Origin of the sequence: Paenibacillus sp. GCM10028914, from assembly GCF_042666275.1 — a bacterium.
Taxonomy (GTDB): domain Bacteria; phylum Bacillota; class Bacilli; order Paenibacillales; family Paenibacillaceae; genus Paenibacillus_AQ.
This window is the reverse complement of record NZ_JBHTFO010000017.1, coordinates 590,086-606,943: the sequence shown is the minus strand read 5'-3', so window position 1 is coordinate 606,943 and position 16,858 is coordinate 590,086. Positions and strand designations below refer to the sequence as shown.

General features: G+C 48.7%; 11 protein-coding genes. All 11 read left to right on the top strand.

Features of this window, described 5'->3' with window-relative positions:
- The first annotated feature begins 8 nt into the window (after positions 1-8).
- The gene (locus ACFQV5_RS20255) at positions 9-1,130 is read left to right on the top strand and encodes a deoxyribonuclease IV (RefSeq protein WP_379249342.1); all 1,122 of its coding nucleotides are present in this window, start codon (positions 9-11) and stop codon (positions 1,128-1,130) included.
- A 72-nt stretch (positions 1,131-1,202) separates the two neighbouring features.
- Complete coding sequence (purU, locus tag ACFQV5_RS20250) at positions 1,203-2,099, top strand: formyltetrahydrofolate deformylase (protein ID WP_379249340.1); 897 nt, start codon at positions 1,203-1,205, stop codon at positions 2,097-2,099.
- A 247-nt stretch (positions 2,100-2,346) separates the two neighbouring features.
- Entirely contained in the window at positions 2,347-4,692 is a 2,346-nt protein-coding gene (locus ACFQV5_RS20245; RefSeq protein WP_379249338.1) for a DUF7408 domain-containing protein, read from the top strand.
- The gene (locus ACFQV5_RS20240) at positions 4,689-5,618 is read left to right on the top strand and encodes an ABC transporter ATP-binding protein (protein ID WP_379249336.1); all 930 of its coding nucleotides are present in this window, start codon (positions 4,689-4,691) and stop codon (positions 5,616-5,618) included. The genes ACFQV5_RS20245 and ACFQV5_RS20240 overlap by 4 nt, the downstream gene beginning before the upstream one ends.
- On the top strand, positions 5,615-6,547 hold the full coding sequence (locus ACFQV5_RS20235) for an ABC transporter permease (protein ID WP_379249334.1): 933 nt from the start codon (positions 5,615-5,617) through the stop codon (positions 6,545-6,547). Before ACFQV5_RS20240 ends, ACFQV5_RS20235 begins: the two co-directional genes overlap by 4 nt.
- A gap of 28 nt (positions 6,548-6,575) precedes the next feature.
- Positions 6,576-8,261, top strand: a complete 1,686-nt coding sequence (locus ACFQV5_RS20230; RefSeq protein WP_379249332.1) for a phage tail tape measure protein — start codon at positions 6,576-6,578, stop codon at positions 8,259-8,261.
- Positions 8,262-8,303: 42 nt separating this feature from the next.
- Positions 8,304-9,293: an AAA family ATPase gene (locus tag ACFQV5_RS20225; RefSeq protein ID WP_379249330.1), complete on the top strand. Its 990-nt coding sequence runs from the start codon at positions 8,304-8,306 to the stop codon at positions 9,291-9,293.
- Positions 9,290-10,246, top strand: a complete 957-nt coding sequence (locus ACFQV5_RS20220) for a DUF58 domain-containing protein (RefSeq protein ID WP_379249329.1) — start codon at positions 9,290-9,292, stop codon at positions 10,244-10,246. The genes ACFQV5_RS20225 and ACFQV5_RS20220 overlap by 4 nt, the downstream gene beginning before the upstream one ends.
- Before the next feature lie 92 nt (positions 10,247-10,338).
- Positions 10,339-12,339: a vWA domain-containing protein gene (locus ACFQV5_RS20215; protein ID WP_379249327.1), complete on the top strand. Its 2,001-nt coding sequence runs from the start codon at positions 10,339-10,341 to the stop codon at positions 12,337-12,339.
- A complete protein-coding gene (locus tag ACFQV5_RS20210; RefSeq protein ID WP_379249325.1) occupies positions 12,323-15,337 on the top strand; it encodes a VWA domain-containing protein in 3,015 nt (1,004 codons plus the stop codon). The genes ACFQV5_RS20215 and ACFQV5_RS20210 overlap by 17 nt, the downstream gene beginning before the upstream one ends.
- A gap of 218 nt (positions 15,338-15,555) precedes the next feature.
- The gene (locus ACFQV5_RS20205; RefSeq protein WP_379249323.1) at positions 15,556-16,602 is read left to right on the top strand and encodes a 2,3-butanediol dehydrogenase; all 1,047 of its coding nucleotides are present in this window, start codon (positions 15,556-15,558) and stop codon (positions 16,600-16,602) included.
- Positions 16,603-16,858: the final 256 nt, after the last annotated feature.

Here is a 16,858-nt window from a genome sequence, read left to right as displayed (position 1 = left end):
GATACCACATGCTGAAAATCGGTTCCCACGTGTCCTTTTCAGGACAGGGGCTGCTGACTGCAGCGACTGAAGCCAAATCCTATGGCTCTAGCTCGTTTATGATATATACTGGCGCACCGCAAAATACGCGTCGTAAGCCGATTGACTCGATGTTTCTGGAAGAAGGCAAAGTCATGATGCAAGAGTGCGGTATCGACGAAATTGTCGTTCACGCACCCTATATTATTAATCTAGGATCGTACAAGCCTAACACCTATGAGCTTGCGGTCAGCTTTCTTCAGGAAGAAATACGTCGTACCCATGCTGTTGGTGTGAAGAACATTGTTCTGCACCCAGGTGCTTATACGGATAAAGATGCGGTGTACGGAATCGACCGGATTGCCGAAGGCTTAAATGAAGTTCTTGGTGGTACGGACGAGACGGAAGTGAAGATTGCGCTGGAGACGATGGCTGGTAAAGGTACCGAAATGGGCCGCAGCTTCGAGGAAATTGCACAAATCATCGACAAAGTGAAATATAATGACCGTCTGGCGATCTGTCTGGATACATGTCACATTCATGATGCTGGTTACGATATCGTGAATGATCTAGATGGTGTGCTGGATGAATTCGATCGTCTGATCGGCTTGGATCGTCTTACAGTTGTTCATATTAACGACAGTAAGAATCCACGCGGTGCGGCGAAAGACCGTCACACTCCGCTTGGAACAGGGTGGATCGGATATAAAGCCATTCATAATATCGTTCATAACGAGCGATTGCAGGGCCGTCCGTTCATTCTTGAGACGCCGTGGATTGGTAAAGATGCGAAAACCCAGCGTCCGATGTATGAGATTGAAATTGCACTGCTTCGCGGTGACGTAGAGTCGCGTTTTGGTTCTGAGTTTATGGCTCAGGTCGAAGAGTTGGGACAGTTTTTTGCAAAAGAAGGTATTGAAGGTCGTTCATTCGTGCTGAGCACTTGGGATGTACTAAAAAATGACGCTAAAGCCAAAAAAGCAGACCCGCGCGAGCCGATGGAACGTCTTTATGATATGGTCACAGCTGCAGGACTTCTTCAAGATTACAATGAAGAGCAGATCAATCAGCGTATTATTGCTTGGCTGGCCGGTTCAGAGCTGAAGTCTTAATCGTAATAATAAGTAATGATGGATAGGAATTGATAGTAATAGGCAGTTACCGAGGAGGAACATGTAGTCGTTATGGATATTCACTCAAAAAAGAACCTGCCGTCCGCGGCAGATCAAAATCTTAACCGCGCCCGCATGCTCATTGCCTGTCCAGATGGACCGGGAATTGTTGCAGCGGTATCGCATTTCTTACATCAGCATGGTGCCAATATCGTTCAATCTGACCAGTATACGATGGACCCGGCTGGGGGCATGTTCTTCATGCGGATCGAGTTCGATCTGCCGGAGCTTAGTGCAAAACTTCATGATCTTGAGGAATCCTTCAGCAGTGTGGCTGAGAAATTCCAGATGGAGTGGAGCATGAATCACGTTGCACGTAAGAAACGCCTTGCTATTTTCGTATCCAAAGAAGATCACTGTCTGGTTGAGCTGCTATGGCAGTGGCAGGCTGGTGATCTGGATGCGGATATTGCGCTTGTGGTCAGTAACCATCTGGATATGAAAGAATATGTGGAATCCTTCGGAATTCCTTATCACCATATCCCGGTTACCGCGGAGACGAAACCGGAAGCAGAGAAGCGTCAGCTTGAAGTGATCGGCGATGATATCGATGTCATTATTCTAGCTCGTTACATGCAGATCATTTCACCTACCTTTATTACACATTACCGGAATCGCATTATTAATATCCATCACTCCTTCCTTCCAGCGTTTGTTGGCGGTAAACCATACGCACAAGCTTATAAACGTGGTGTGAAGATCATCGGTGCCACTGCGCACTACGTAACGGAGGAACTGGATGGCGGACCGATCATTGAGCAGGATGTTCAGCGCGTCAGCCACCGAGATGATGTGAATGAGCTTAAGCGTATCGGACGCACCATCGAACGGGTCGTACTTGCAAGAGCGGTTAAATGGCATATCGAGGATCGTATTCTTGTCCATCATAATAAAACTGTCGTTTTTTAAATGACAGCACATAAATAGATTATATTGTAAGGCTTTAGTGGAGCAGCTGAGTTTGCTGCAATTCGGACTATAAATCCCGCTCCAGTTTTGGAGTTGGGATTTTTTTTTGTCTAAAAACGGTCAAAACTCAAACTTTTGATTCAGAAAGCTCGTCATTAACTAGGAGAACGATAAAAACCATTTATCATTGGTATGATATCGATCCTGTTTTAAGTAGCAATTTTTTAAGGGAGAGGGGAATCATCACTTGTCGTTTTATAAAAAAGTAATGGGGATTATGGTATTAACAATGGTGCTGCTGCTTAGTGCAGTACTTCCATATTCGACGCAAGGCGGAACAGCTTATGCGGATGGTCCAAAGATTGAGCTGAAGATGGAGATTGGTTACAAGGGGAATCTTAAACAGGATAAGTGGAATCCACTCAACCTGACACTTACGAGTGATCGCGATATTTCGGGAGACATTGTTCTTCGAGTAACTAATAATGGTCAACAGGCGGCTTATGTTCAGCATGTCGAGCTACCAAAGGATACACCGAAAGAGCTGCTTATGGCTATTCCCGGATATTTCTACAATAAAGACAACAATGAAATTGCGTTCTATGAGGGTTCGTACAAGAACGGGAAGCAGATCGAGTTCGCTTCAGGAAAGAACAATATCGAGAAATCATCCATGTTGAATGGGCTAGTAGGGGTCCTGTCTGATGATCCAGACACGATGAATTTCCTCAGTGCACTGAATGCTAAAGGGAGCACTCTAGTGACAGTTCCGATGGACGCAGAAGACATTTCGAGTGATGCAATGCTTCTTGACGGGCTGGATGTACTGGTAATCAACAACTTTGCATCTGATACGCTTTCGAAGCAGCAGCAAGAAGCGATTAAGGCATGGGTAAAGTCCGGAGGGAATTTGGTCTTGTCCGGTGGAGCGGGATACTCCAAAACAGCAACTCCATTCTCAGACATATCTCCTGTCCAAGTAAATGGAACGATGACGGTGGATAAGCTTCCTGAGCTCCAAAAACTTGGAGAGAAGCCATTGAAGCTGGACGGTGACTTTACCATTTCAAAAGCTACAGCGGTTGAAGGAGCCAACGTTGAAAGTCAGACAGCAGGTGTACCACTTTTCGCTTCACGCAGCGTAGAGCAGGGAAACGTATGGTATGCAGCTTACGATGTGGCTATGGAACCTGTCAGCTCTTGGGCTGGTCATAGTGCTGTATGGGCTTCGGTACTAGGAAATGCGCTTCCTGTATCTAATAATATGTACTACGGATCAACAATTGATAATTTAAGTTATGTACTAGATTATTTTCCGTCTCTTAAAATGCCATCTTTTCAAATGCTGATGTGGATGCTTATCGCATATGCACTTATCGTTGCGCCGGTTCTCTACTTCATACTGAAGAAGGTGGACAAGCGCGAATGGGCTTGGTTCTTGATTCCACTTATTGCGGTTATTGCTAGTGGCACGGTATATACGATCGGTTCTTCTGATAAGACGCAAGAAATGGCTCATACGATTAATATTATGGAGCTGAATGGAGAAGGCAGTGCAGTGAAAACAACTGCTTCTGCATTTTTTACGCCGAGCAGCGGTAACTATGAACTGGAATTCCCTAAAAATACGTATTTGACGACCCAGCGGTCAGGCGGTGCCTTCGGCGGAGGAATGTCAGATAATAACTATATTCGTATTGAGGATGAACAGACAAAGCTTGAATTAAGAGACATGCCGCAGTGGTCTTTGGCTAAGCTTTTGGCGGAGAGTGCTGGAACAGAGAAGACTGGTCAACTCCAGATGGACCTGAAGCTGGACAGCAAAGGGCAGCTGACAGGTAAAGTGACGAACGAAACGACAAGCGACCTTAAAGACGTTGTGCTCGTCATTGGTGGTAAGGCATATAAGCTTGGGGATATTGCACGTAAAGATGCTGCGGAAGTACCTACCTCAGGCAACGCTGTTATGAAACATATTGGTGGAGATATAAGTTATTTGCTGTATCCGTATACCAATAATAATGATACGTATAATCGTCACCGAGATATATTAAACATGTACACGAACAGAACGAACACAACAATTAAAGATGCTTATATATTCGGCTGGAACGAGGACACCTTAACTAGCTATAAACTGAAGGGCAAGGAAGTACCAAGTGACCAACTGAACCTCTGGATTCAGCCTGTATCGTTCGAATGGGGCCAAAATGGTGAAATTAACATTCCTTACGGGTATCTCACACCGCAGGTTACGCAAGCGAACGCACCAACGTTCTTTATTAATCCGCACGGGGTGGAGCTCGCTCAAGGAACGATGATAGCCGAGTTCCCGCTTATTTCAGAAATGGATGTGAAGTATTCGGAGTTCTCGATTAAAGGGACGAAGCTTAGCGGAGGCATGACGATGGAGATCTGGAATGCTGCTGACAATGTATGGGAACCGGTATCTGATAATAAAGGTGTCTTTACCGTGAAGGACAATCCAGAGAAGTATATCTTAGATAAGAAAATTCGGTTCTCAATTACCGCTAAGGATCAGGGGAACTTTCAGATGCCGGAATTGTCGCTGAAGGGGGAAGTAATACAATGATAGAAATTAGAGACTTACGAAAGCACTATGGGAACTTTCAAGCGCTGAAAGGAATCTCCCTAGATATAGAAAAAGGTACGGTTTTTGGATTTGTCGGTCCGAACGGAGCAGGTAAATCCACGACGATGTCTATATTAGCGACACTGGCTCTTCCAAGTTCCGGAACAGCTAAAGTAGGCGGATATGAAGTAACGGAGTACCCGAAGGAAGTTCGAAAACGTATTGGTTATATGCCCGACTTCTTTGGCGTATACGATCAGTTGAAGGCAACGGAATATCTGCATTTTTATGGGGCGAGCTATGGTATTCCACGTACGGATCGGGAGAAGCTGATCCCTCAGTTGCTCGAGCTGGTCAATCTGAGTGACAAGGCCGATGCCTATGTCGATGGTCTTTCACGCGGAATGAAGCAGCGTCTATGTCTGGCGAGATGCCTCGTTCATGATCCGGACGTGCTCATTCTTGATGAGCCGGCCTCGGGTCTGGACCCAAGAGCGCGAATTGAGATGCGGGAGATTCTTAAAGAATTAAAGCTTATGGGCAAAACGATCATTATATCATCACATATTCTGCCTGAGCTCGCAGAGATGGTGGATGAGATTGGTGTTATCGAGCACGGAGAGATGATTGCGCAAGGCAAGGTATCAGATATTCAAAATCGCCTTAGAGTCAAAAAAGTCATTCATATTCGCACACTGGAGCAAGAGGATATTCTTGCAGAGAAGCTGCGTGACGAGCCGTTCGTTAGCTCAGTCTTGTCCGATAATACAGGGGTTCACGTACATTTTAGCGGTGATGATAGCCAGCAGAGTGCTCTGCTGCGTCAGGTCATCTCGTGGGGTATACCCGTGGTATCTTTCCAAGAGGCACAAAGCAACCTGGAAGATGTGTTCCTGGAAATTACGAAAGGGGGGAACCAGGCATGAATTGGAGCAGAAAAATGATTAACCCCGTGATGGATAAGGAGTTCCGGCTTCGTATGCGCTCACCTCGTTCTATGCTGTCCGTCTTGTTCTACGTACTGGCACTGGGTGCGATCGCAATGGGGTTCATATATATCTTTTTATACTTAGGGCAGGGTAACTCTCAGCGCTTTGATCCTACAAGAAGCCAACTGATGTTCTATGTACTCAGCTTCGCCCAGCTCGTATTAATAGCTTTTATGGCACCGGCACTGACAGCAGGTGTTATTAGTAGTGAAAGAGAGAAGCAGACGCTAAGTATGCTCCTTACAACGCAGCAAAGCTCAGCTACGATTGTGATCAGCAAGCTGGTATCATCCTTAAGTTTCATGACATTAATCATACTTTCGACGCTGCCTATATACAGCATCGTGTTTCTATACGGCGGTATTTCACCAAAACAATTGGTATCGGTATTCTTATTCTATCTCTTTGTGATGCTGCTCTTAGGCGCACTTGGAGTGATGTTCTCTACTATATTTAAAAAGACGATTGTCGCCATCATCGTAACCTATGGAACCGGGCTGGTTATCTTCTTGGTTACAGGTCTGATGTATTTGTTCTTCCTAGGAATTGAGCAACAAAATATGTACGGATCTGGTACAACCGTAACTCAGACCCATTCATGGGTCGGCTATTTGCTGGGACTAAATCCGGCGGGTGCGATGGTTAGTATATTTGAACCGTCGTTTTCCAAAGAAGCTTTTCTAGTTCAGGGAGGGACGCTGAATAGCAAACCTCCAATTCAGTTATGGCTTGAATTTGTTCTTGTGTATTCGGTAGTGATTGTTATTTCGTTATGGATTGCGATACGTCGAATTCGCCCCGTACGCAGAGGGAAGTTATTTGGCAAAAGAAAGGCATCAACGCCCATCCCGGACGCGGGTGCATAAGATTTAGAAGACCGGAGGGGAGCGCAAGATGGACAATATAATGCGTTTCATTGAAATGGCTCGCCGCAGACTGCAGCGTTTCCGGATGGCTGCCTATGCTTTAACAGGGCTTGCTGCCGGGTTTGCTGTAGCATTATTGCTACTAATTATCGGACGATTCGTTCCTATTTCCTGGCTTCGGGTTGCGGTGTTTGTTCTTCCAGTGACAGGAGCTGTACTAGGAATGCTGGTGGGATGGATCCGCCGTATTCCTGTTAAGGATGCAGCATCAATCATGGATGGTGCTACAGAAGGAACGGAGCGGAGTGATATGATGGTCACCGCTCTTTCCTTCAAGGAAGATGAGTCGCTCGCAGCACGGTTTCAGCGTGATCAGGCAGAGCGGTATGGCGGGCAGTTTACAGCTTCTATGAAGTATCGTTTGCCAATGCCGAGCTGGAAGAAACAGCTCTTGCTCTGCAGTGCTGGACTTGTAGCTGTGCTGATTATGGCCTTCATCCCGAATCCGATGGATAAGCAGGTGGAAGCTGCCAAGGAGCAGCAGAGCTGGGTCAAGCAGCAGGTGAAGGAGACGGAAAAACTGGCGGAAGAGCTTAAGAAAGAGCTCATAAAGCCAGAGGATAAACAGAAGCTTCAAGAGCAGATTGAGGCGCTGAGGAAGCAGCTGGAGAAAGCGAAGGATCCTGAGAAGGCGCTTGAGAAGTTGGAAGAAGTGATGAAGCAGCTGGAGAAGACGATGAAGAAACAAGAAGAACAATCTAAGGCGATCTCCGAGCTGGCGAAACAGATGAAGAACAATAAAGCCTTGGCGAACGCAGGCAAAAGCCTGCAAGAAGGCAAGGCTGAGCAGTTGAAGCAAGAAATGAAGAAGCTGACAGAGCAGGTTAAAAAGATGTCAGAGGATGAGAAGAAAAAGCTGTCTGAAGCGTTAAAGCAACTAGCTGCAGAAGCTGCTAAAAATCCGGAAGCTGACAAGTTGAAGGATGCTCTTCAAAAAGCCGCTGATGCGTTGAAGGACGGAAAGCTGACGAAGGAGCAGGAAGAAGCACTTCAGAAGCTTGCGGAAGAGCTTGCCAAAGCTGCGGAAGCGAAGCAATCATCGGACGGCGCTTCGAAGGCAGCATCCGACCTTGCGGCAGCGCTGGCTTCTCAGGGTTTGAGTCTGGCTGATCAAATGGCCGCGGCAGGCATGTCAGTGTCCGATACATGGAGTGCCGGGGGCAGCGCAGAGGCTTTAGCTCAAGCTGGTCTTTCTGAGGGCTCAAGTGAAGGGGACAGCGAAGGAGAAGGATCTGATGGAGAAGGCGCGGGTTCCGGAAGCGGTCAGGGCACTGGTTCAGGAACGGGGAGCGGTTCGGGCTCAGGAAGTGGCTTGGGATCCGGGGGCGGCGGTTCCGGAACTGGAATCGGCACAGGCGCAGGCCAAGGAGCTGGTGCAGGGTTAGGCTCCGGAGGTCGTGAGCTGGTAACGACTCCTCGAGACTTGGAGGGGAGCGGGAATGTGAAGAACGATTCCGGCGCGTTGAACGGAAAAGGTGGAGAAGTCCAAAAGGGCGGTGTATCACCGACTATACCAGGAACATCCAGACCCTATGAAGAAGTATACAAGGATTATGCTGCTGAGGCACGAAAGTCACTCGGACGGAATCCATTGCCAGAGCAGATGCAGGGACTGGTAGAGGATTATTTCACTCAGATTAATCCCAACCCTTGAATTATTGATCAAATATAGAACGACGAAGAGAGGTAGCAATCCATGTCTGAAACCACAGTTAAACCGCAGGAATGGGTAGAAAATATATCAAATCTGAGAAACCAGATCGGCGAAGTTATTGTTGGCCAACATGAAGTGGTAGAGCAGATGCTCTGGTGTATTTTTGCAGGAGGGCATGCACTGCTGGAAGGGATTCCGGGACTGGGCAAAACGATGCTCGTTCGTACGGTATCTGAGGCGCTGGATTTGTCCTTCTCAAGAATTCAGTTTACGCCGGACTTAATGCCGAGCGACATAACAGGAACGAATATATTATCCTTCGGCCAGTCGGGCAGTACAGGAATGTCCTTCCAAAAGGGACCGCTGTTCAGCAGTATCGTGCTTGCTGACGAGATCAACCGTGCAACACCAAAGACTCAAAGCGCACTGCTGGAGGCGATGCAGGAGAAGACCGTAACGGTCGGAAGTGAAACGCACCGACTTCCGAAACCTTTCTTCGTACTGGCAACGCAGAACCCCCTTGAGAACGAAGGAACGTATCCGTTACCGGAAGCCCAGCTCGACCGGTTTCTATTGAAGATTGAGGTTTCCTATCCGAGTGCAGATGAGCTCAAGGAAATAGTAAGACGAACGACTTCTTCCCATGAACCTGAGGTGCAGAGACAGATGACTGCTGAACAGCTGCTTGCCATTCAGCAGGGTGCCAAAGAGGTTCTGGTGGCTGATGAAATTCTCGACTACGCGGTCAAGCTGCTCATGATGACCCATCCGGAAGAAGCAAGTGCGCCTGATGAGGTTCGTAAATATGTTCGTTTCGGCTCAGGTCCACGTGGAGTGCAGTCCATTATATCTGTGGGTAAAGTCCGTGCTCTATGCAGCGGACGAATGCATTTATCTACTGGAGATATTCGGGCAGTAGCATTACCTGCACTTCGTCACCGTTTATTCCTGAACTTTGAAGGTCAGGCGATGGGAGTAACGACAGATCAAGTGATTCAGGCGGTTCTGGATAAGCTGGAGGGAACGGCGTGAGCGGGGCCGGGCATCTGCTTCCGCCGGAGTGGTTGACTCGCTTAGAGCGGCTTAGTCTAGGCGCAAGAACGAGGGTGGCCGGCACACTGCAAGGAAAGCGGCGTTCCCGACGTCTTGGATCGTCGCTTGAGTTCGCGGATTATCGCCTATATACCCCAGGCGACGATGTGCGGAGGTTTGACTGGGGCGTCTATTCCAGAACCGGTAAGGCATTTGTTAGACAATTTATGGATGAACAGGAGCTCATGGTCAGCATTTATGTGGATTGCTCTGCTTCCATGAATGCCAGAACATCGGCTTCTACCCAAGATTCCCCTCAGTCAGCTGGAGCTCTTGAAAAGGGTACAGAGGGAGCAAAATGGCTTCTCGCTCGGCAATTAGCTGCGAGCATTGGTTACATGGCGCTTTCATCCTATGATCGATTGCAGGTAGCTTGTTACAGCCGCACCCTTGATTCAAGGCTGCCTGTTCTTCGTGGAAAGGGTGCTGCTCACCGGTTATTCTCGCATTTGCAGCAAGCTCCTACAGGTGGAGATGGGAGTTTATCAGCGGCGCTATCAGTACCTGGTGCACTTCCAAGGCTTCCTGGTATGACTTGGATCTTCTCTGACTTCTGGCTTGAAGGCGGCGAGGAGGAGCTAAGCAGATCCTTGTCCTTATTAGCTGGTGCTGGTCAGGAAACGGTGCTGGTACATGTTCTATCAAGAGAAGAGCTTGAGCCGCGTCTTTCCGGAGACCTGCGACTGGTGGACAGTGAGCGTATGACGGGTAAGGAAGTTGCAGTGACTGGGCGTGTGCTCGATGCTTATCGTGAGGAATTGGAGAACTATCGTCAAATGCTAGCTAGGGTATGTGCGGAGCGAGGGATGACTTATGTACTCATTCCTGCGGATATGCCGCTGCAGGAAGCGGTGTTTGGCATCCTGGCGGGTGCTGGGCTGGTCAAGGGGTGAACCCCTGAAAGGATCTTTTTAGGTTCCTGATACGAAGGTTCCTTGGTTCTTTGTGGTTTACCCGGAGCAGTGGTTTTAAGGAGGAGGACTTTTTGGGAATTCAATCATGGCTTAGTCTTTGGTTCGGGCTAGCTTTACCGGCAATTGTGCTGATGTATATGTTCAAACGGAAATATATAGATACAACGGTGCCTAGCCATTTGCTGTGGGACCGGGTGCTGCGTAACCTGGAGGCAAACCGTCCTTGGCAAAAGCTCCAAAACCGGTTGTTGCTATGGCTGCAGCTGCTGGCAGCCGCTGTGATCATTTTTGCGCTGATGCAGCCTTTTGTGAAGGTGTCCGGCAGTGGAAGCCAGCATATCGTTATTGTCGCCGATACCTCGGGCAGCATGAGCGCGGAGGCGGAGCCAATAGGAGATTTAACGAAGCAGAAGGATGACGAGGGTACATACACCAGGTTAGATCTGCTGAAGGAGCGTATCCAAGCATACGTTAAAGATCAAGGGAAAGGCAAAGACATTACGCTCTTGGCGATAGGTCCAAGGCCAGTCACATTACTGTCTCGTGAAGGTGATAGAGATGCAATTCAGAAGGCAGTAGATGAAATGCAGATCTATTATGGACAAGCTTCTTACAGAGAGACGCTTTCACTTGCGTCAGCGCTAACACGTGAAGAGACGGATGCTGAGGTTATCGTGTTCACTGACGGGCAGTGGAAGGAAGATCCGGCTCAGATGGTGTTTAATGTCCCGGTTTCCGTTGAAAAAATATCTGGAGACTTGCCTCTGAATTACGCTGTAGAGCAGTTTGGCATTTCGAATAAAGACGCAGCAGGTGCTTCCAGCACGGCCATTGCCGTTATTAGCAGTAATTCAGCAGAGCCTGTAACTGTGGAAGCGAATCTGTATGGTGACGATAAGCTTCTGATCACCAGAGAAGTGGAAGTACAGTCTTCGGCGAAGTCAACGCTATCATTTGATGATATTCCATTTGCAGAGGTTTACCGTCTGGAGATTGCCGGAGCTGATGAATATGGAGCGGATAACGAGTCGTATGCTTTTGGCACGAAGCTCGGAAGCTCTAGGGTCCTGCTGCTCACCGAAGGTAACATGTTCTTGGAAAAGGCGCTGCAGCTCAGCGGAGCAGAAGTAACCAAGATTGTTGTGAATTCGGAGAGTAATGGTGGTGCCGTAGAAGATTCAGATCCGAGTAATGAGGTGCCCGTACCCGAAGGGGATTTCGACCTGATCGTAATGGATGGCTCCATGCCTGACGTGTTCAGCAAGGGGGAATGGGCATCCCTAACAGCCAAAACCCCACTCTGGACGATAGGTACACAAGGGACGAAAAAGGCGAATCCTGGAGGGAATCCTGTGATAGCCGGGCATCCGGTCACCTCATATATTACTTTGTCGGGAGTATACGTAGGTAATTTAATGGATGAACAACCCATGTGGGGTGAGCCAATCATTAAGTTTGGAGATACCCCAGTTGTCTATGCAGGCAAGGAAGGAGGGCATCCTCGTTTATCCTTTGGATTCTCATTACAGGATAGCGATCTCCCACTGTCATCTGAATTTCCTGTACTTGTGAATAATGCGTTAAAATGGTTGACCGCAGGTAAAGGAAGTGGTCTTGGCCGATACATGGCTGGGGCTGTAGCGGATATTCCAATCGCTGCAGATACTGTGAAGGCTGTTTGGGTTCCTAAAGGCGGATTGGCGCTAAAGACGGATGTCGCCGGAACCGAAGCGCTGCGTACTGATAAGGGATATTCATCGGCTCAAACGGTGCCTGAAATGCCCGGGTTATATGTTTTTGAACAAGAAAATAAAGCGGGGGAGAAAATAAGTTATTCGCTTGCTGTAACCTCCGATCCTTTTGAAGCAGAATTGTCATCTGATAAAGGTCCTCTCGTAAGTCGATCAGTTGATGGGCAGAACGAAGGAGAGACTGATGATGAAGCGACTAAATCACCAGAGAATGCGGGTACTAATGCCAATGTGGCGTCCCTTATTCCTTGGCTTGCAGCATTAGCGCTTGCTGTGATTGTAGCAGAATGGGGGGTGTACCAGCGTGGGCGTTCAATTTAGCATGCCGTGGCTTCTTTTACTGCTGATTCCGGCTGGAGCATTTCTCTACTATGCGTATAAATCGGATTTTCGGTTAGGCGGCTTCCGTAAGAAGCTGGCATTATTCTTAAGAGCGTTTGTTATTATTTTGCTTATTTTTGTATTATCAGGTCTTCATGGATTTACAATCCTCCATGATAAACAGGTGGTCTATTTGGCAGACCGGTCTGACAGCATGGGGGACACTTCCAGATTAAGTGAATGGATTCAGTCCTCTTTGAAATCGAAAGGTGAAGAGGATAGTACTGCAATTGTGTCTACGGGACTTGAAGGAGCCGTTGAACGAAAGCTTTCTTTCTCGGAAGAAGCAGGGGCTTCCCTGAATGCAGCGCTAGAGGGCAAGTTCACAGGCCTTGAGTCTGGGCTTCAGCTGGCAGGAAATCTGTTTGAAGGAACGGCGGACTCTCGCATTGTGCTTCTCTCGGATGGAGAAGAGAATGTCGGCAGTATGGTAGGGGTAGGCAGATTGTTGAAAGACCGCGGGATTGCGGTCGACGTATTGCCTGTTCCTCAGCGGGAAATCAAGGATGCAGCGGTCGAGGAACTTCGCGTACCGGATAAGCTGTACCAGGCAGAATCATTCTATGTCGAAGTGATGATTAAGAGTACCTTTAAGACAGCTGGAGAACTTCGGATTTATGAAGATAACCGGGAAATTGGACGGGAAAGGGTAGAGCTTTCTGCAGGTGAGAACCGTTTTGCTGTTAAGGGACTCGCGAAGTCAGCGGGTCTGCACAGATATAAGGCTGAAATTTTTATGGATGGCGACGAATCTGCTGCGAACAATGCCGGATATGACTTTACTCGTGTGGATGGACCGCCGAACGTGCTGATAGTGGAAGGGACTCCGGGTACTTCCGGGAACATTACGGCTGCCCTAGAATCCGGCATGATCGGGACAGAAGTCATTCCGCCGCATATGCTGCCACTTGAACCTGCTAAGTATGCCGTTTATGACAGCATTATTTTTAATAATGTTTCCGGCAGTACGGTCGGGGGCAAACAGATGGAAATGATTGAGCAGGCAGTCCGAAGCTTCGGGATCGGGTTTATGATGGTGGGCGGCGAAGACAGCTTTGGTATGGGAGGTTATTTCAAGACGCCGATTGAGAAAGCACTCCCCGTCTCTATGGAGCTGGAAGGCAAACGTGAAATTCCATCGCTTGGTCTCATTCTGGTCATCGACCGCTCGGGTAGTATGAGCGGGCAGAAGATCGAGCTTGCGAAGGAATCTGCTATGCGTACTGTGGAGCTGATGCGATCTAAAGATACCGTGGGAGTTGTTGCTTTTGATGATAGTCCATGGTGGGTCGTTCCGCCGCAGAAGCTCGGTGATAAGAAGGACGTGCTTGAATCCATTCAATCCATTCCAAGTAATGGGGGAACGAATATTTACCCGGCCGTTGAATCGGCACTGAATGAGATGCTGAACATTAAAGCACAGAGAAGGCATATCATTCTGATGACGGATGGGCAGTCAGCCCTTCAGTCCGGTTATGATGATCTGACTAGCACGATGGTGAAGAACAAAATTACATTATCGTCGGTCGCTGTCGGCGCAGATGCGGACAAGAACCTTTTGCAATATCTCGCGGATGCGGCAAAAGGCCGTTATTACTATGTGGAAGATGAAACGACTCTACCCGCCGTATTCAGCCGGGAAGCCGTGCTGATGGCGAAGTCGTACATTGTGGACAAACCATTTGTCCCAGCCGTACAGAATGCCGGGGACTGGACAGCTTTGTTCGATCAAGGTGTGCCAGGACTATACGGATATGTGGCTACGACGCCAAAATCGTCTGCCCAAACGGTGCTGGTGAGTCCAGAGCCAGATCCTGTCCTTGCAAGATGGCAGTATGGCTCCGGGCGAACCGTAGCGTGGACGAGTGACTTAAGCGGAAAATGGTCGAAGGAATGGGTGTCATGGCCTGCTTTTGCGGACACTTTGACAGAAATCGTGAAGTGGACATTCCCGCAGTTTACTTCATCGCCTTATGAAGTGACAACGACCGCAGCAGGTAATCAGGTTAAGCTGCAGGTCGAAGCGAGTAGTGATAATCCACCGGAGAAGCTGGTTGCCAAGATTGCAGGCGATGAAGCCGAGGAACAGACGGTTGATCTTGTTCAGGAAGCGCCTGGTCGTTATACAGGACAGGTGAATGTTTCGAAGCCTGGTGCGTTCCTGATGTCTCTTGAGGATGTAAGCGGCGGCGAGGCTGTTCAAGCAGCACCAAGCTCCGGGTTTGTTGTTCCCTATTCTCCTGAGTACCGGATTTCTTCCGGTGGCGGGGAAGATGGACTGAAGAAGCTGGCGGAGTTGACTGGGGGCCGGGTTCTTTCTTGGGATAAGCCGGAAGAGGTATTTGATCGTGAGGCAACGTCCAGACGGGTGCTCCATGACTGGAGCTACCCACTGCTTGTGGCGGCCCTCCTGCTGTGGGTCGCAGACATTGCCGTGCGGCGCCTGGCTCTGCCATGGGCCGCCATCGGCACTCGCATGGCTGCCCTGCTCCGCAGGCAGCCGGCTCCTGCCGCCGAGGCCGGGCAAAGCGCCGGCCTCGATCGGCTCGCTGCGCGCAAGAAGCGCGCTGCGAGCTTCTACGGCAGCAGCGGCGGCTCCGCGAAGCCGCCTGCTGCCGAAGTGCCCGCGCAGCCGCGTGATCGCGGCGCGGGCACCGGGGCAGCCTTGGGCGGGGGAACCACCGCCCCGGCTGCAAGCCCTGATCCGGCGCTGGGCCGCAAGGCCCCGCCGGAGGCGATCCCGCAGCGGCCGAAGGCGCCGCAGCGGGAAGAGCGGCCGGTCAAGGCGAAGCCGGCCGGCACGGCTGGCGGGCGCGCTGCAAGCCCGCCACCTCCGCCGCCGAAGCCTTCTGGCGACGGAAAGACAAAAGCCGCGGAAGAGCAGGGCGCTTCCGCGATGGATCGCTTGCTGAAGGCGAAGAATCGCAATTCTCGCTAAGCTAATTCTTCATCCTATTAATTTGCTCCCCGTTTTCAGGTGGAAGAACCTGAAGAACGGGGAGCATTTTTAATTACTTGCTATTAGGTAAATAATTCCCATCCCTAGATTTCAATTTACAAAGTTATAAGTTATTACCTTTGTTAAAATTTTAAATAAGGCGTAGACTTGTTATGTAAGAAGCGATTGACAAAATTTACATCAGGAGATGATTTTGGATGAAAGCTTTGAGATGGCACGGCGTGAAAGATTTAAGACTGGAAAATATTGTTGAACCGAAACCTGCTAAAGGTGAGGTTAAAATAAAGGTTGAATGGTGTGGGATTTGCGGTAGTGACTTGCACGAATATACAGCCGGCCCGATCTTTATCCCACTGGAAACGCATCCGCTAAGTGGAGATAAAGCTCCGATTGTCATGGGTCATGAATTCTCAGGACAAGTTGTTGAGGTAGGAGAAGGCGTAACTAGAGCAAGCGTTGGAGATCGGGTCGTGGTTGAACCGATTTATGCATGCGGAACTTGCGAAGCTTGTAAGCAAGGTAAATACAATTTGTGTGACAAAATGGGCTTCTACGGTCTCGCTGGCGGCGGTGGCGGTTTCTCCGAATTTGCAGCGGTGCCTGAAGTGATGATTCATAAAATTCCGGAAAGCGTATCTTACGAACAAGGCGCGCTTGTGGAACCATCTGCAGTTGCTCTACATGCGGTTCGTTCAAGTAAATTGAAAGTGGGCGACAAAGCGGCTGTATTCGGTACAGGCCCTATTGGTCTGCTGGTGATTGAAGCGCTGAAGGCATCAGGTGCTTCCGAGATTTATGCGGTTGAATTGTCTGAAGAGCGTAAGCAAAAAGCAGCCGAGCTTGGCGCTATCGTTATCGATCCGAAAGAGTATGATGCGGTTGAGGAAATTCATAAACGTACGAACGGCGGCGTTGAAGTGTCCTACGAAGTAACCGGTGTTCCACCAGTATTGACTCAAGCCATCAATTCAACAAGAATCGGCGGCGAAACGATGATTGTCAGCATTTTTGAAAAGGAAGCATCGATTCATCCGCAAAATATTGTAATGAAAGAGCGTACAGTGACCGGTATTATCGGATACCGCGATGTGTTCCCAGCTGTCATCAGCTTGATGGCTCAAGGTTACTTCCCTGCGGATAAGCTAGTGACCAAACGGATAAAACTTGATGAAGTCATTGACGAAGGTTTTGAAGGTCTGCTTAGAGAACGAAATCAAGTGAAAATTTTGGTGAAAGCCGAGTAACAGATGCAATGCTTAACCGGGATTCCACAACTGTGGAATCCCGGTTTTTTTATTATGTACAGACAACTCAGAAAAATTCAATAAATAGACATGATATCCATGCTTCAATCGGATTTTATCTGGTTATAAGCCCTATTATATCGGACATAATGCATGAAGGGCTGTCAGTCCTGAGTAAGAAAAAAAATTCGTATATGGAAATGAAATGGCTCAGGTGATACAATAAGAGTCAAAATGATATTCTCAACATTCCTAA

Excerpts from the sequence above, each read along its gene's own strand:
- purU (WP_379249340.1), top strand. The coding sequence starts at position 1,203 with ATGGATATTCACTCAAAAAAGAACCTGCCGTCCGCGGCAGATCAAAAT.
- ACFQV5_RS20240 (WP_379249336.1), top strand. The coding sequence starts at position 4,689 with ATGATAGAAATTAGAGACTTACGAAAGCACTATGGGAACTTTCAAGCG.
- ACFQV5_RS20235 (WP_379249334.1), top strand. The coding sequence starts at position 5,615 with ATGAATTGGAGCAGAAAAATGATTAACCCCGTGATGGATAAGGAGTTC.
- ACFQV5_RS20230 (WP_379249332.1), top strand. The coding sequence starts at position 6,576 with ATGGACAATATAATGCGTTTCATTGAAATGGCTCGCCGCAGACTGCAG.
- ACFQV5_RS20255 (WP_379249342.1), top strand. The coding sequence starts at position 9 with ATGCTGAAAATCGGTTCCCACGTGTCCTTTTCAGGACAGGGGCTGCTG.
- ACFQV5_RS20225 (WP_379249330.1), top strand. The coding sequence starts at position 8,304 with ATGTCTGAAACCACAGTTAAACCGCAGGAATGGGTAGAAAATATATCA.
- ACFQV5_RS20205 (WP_379249323.1), top strand. The coding sequence starts at position 15,556 with ATGAAAGCTTTGAGATGGCACGGCGTGAAAGATTTAAGACTGGAAAAT.